Genomic DNA, 319 nt, shown 5'->3' on the forward strand with positions numbered 1-319 from the left:
GCCTTGTGGTGAAGGATTAGTGCCTCATTTAATCGTGGTTAGTGCTCCTGGTCTTGAGCTGCAGGATTTGCTCCTCGCTGCAGAAAAAGAGCTGCAGGAGGCAGGTTATATGTTGGCTTCACCTCTGATTTGCAGAACAGGTTAAAGCTTCATCGGGCAGGTAGAAGGGGGCAAACCCCAGAGTCAGGTCTTTACTTTTTGTGTTTCTTAGCCTGCCCTAACTTTTGCTCTTCTTGCTCTTAATTTCCACTCTCACCTTCACATTCACTCTTCACTCTTCACTGATTACTAATCACTCAATCTCACTTCCAATCTCACA

The 319-nt window shown here is 45.8% G+C and carries 1 pseudogene; it reads left to right on the forward strand.

The annotated features are described in order from the left end of the window. Positions 1-105: 105 nt before the first annotated feature. Positions 106-243 (forward strand): annotated as a pseudogene (locus EZM41_RS14485) (hypothetical protein); the annotation flags it as partial. Positions 244-319: the final 76 nt, after the last annotated feature.

Origin of the sequence: Acetomicrobium sp. S15 = DSM 107314 (assembly GCF_016125955.1) — a bacterium.
Classification (GTDB): domain Bacteria; phylum Synergistota; class Synergistia; order Synergistales; family Thermosynergistaceae; genus Thermosynergistes; species Thermosynergistes pyruvativorans.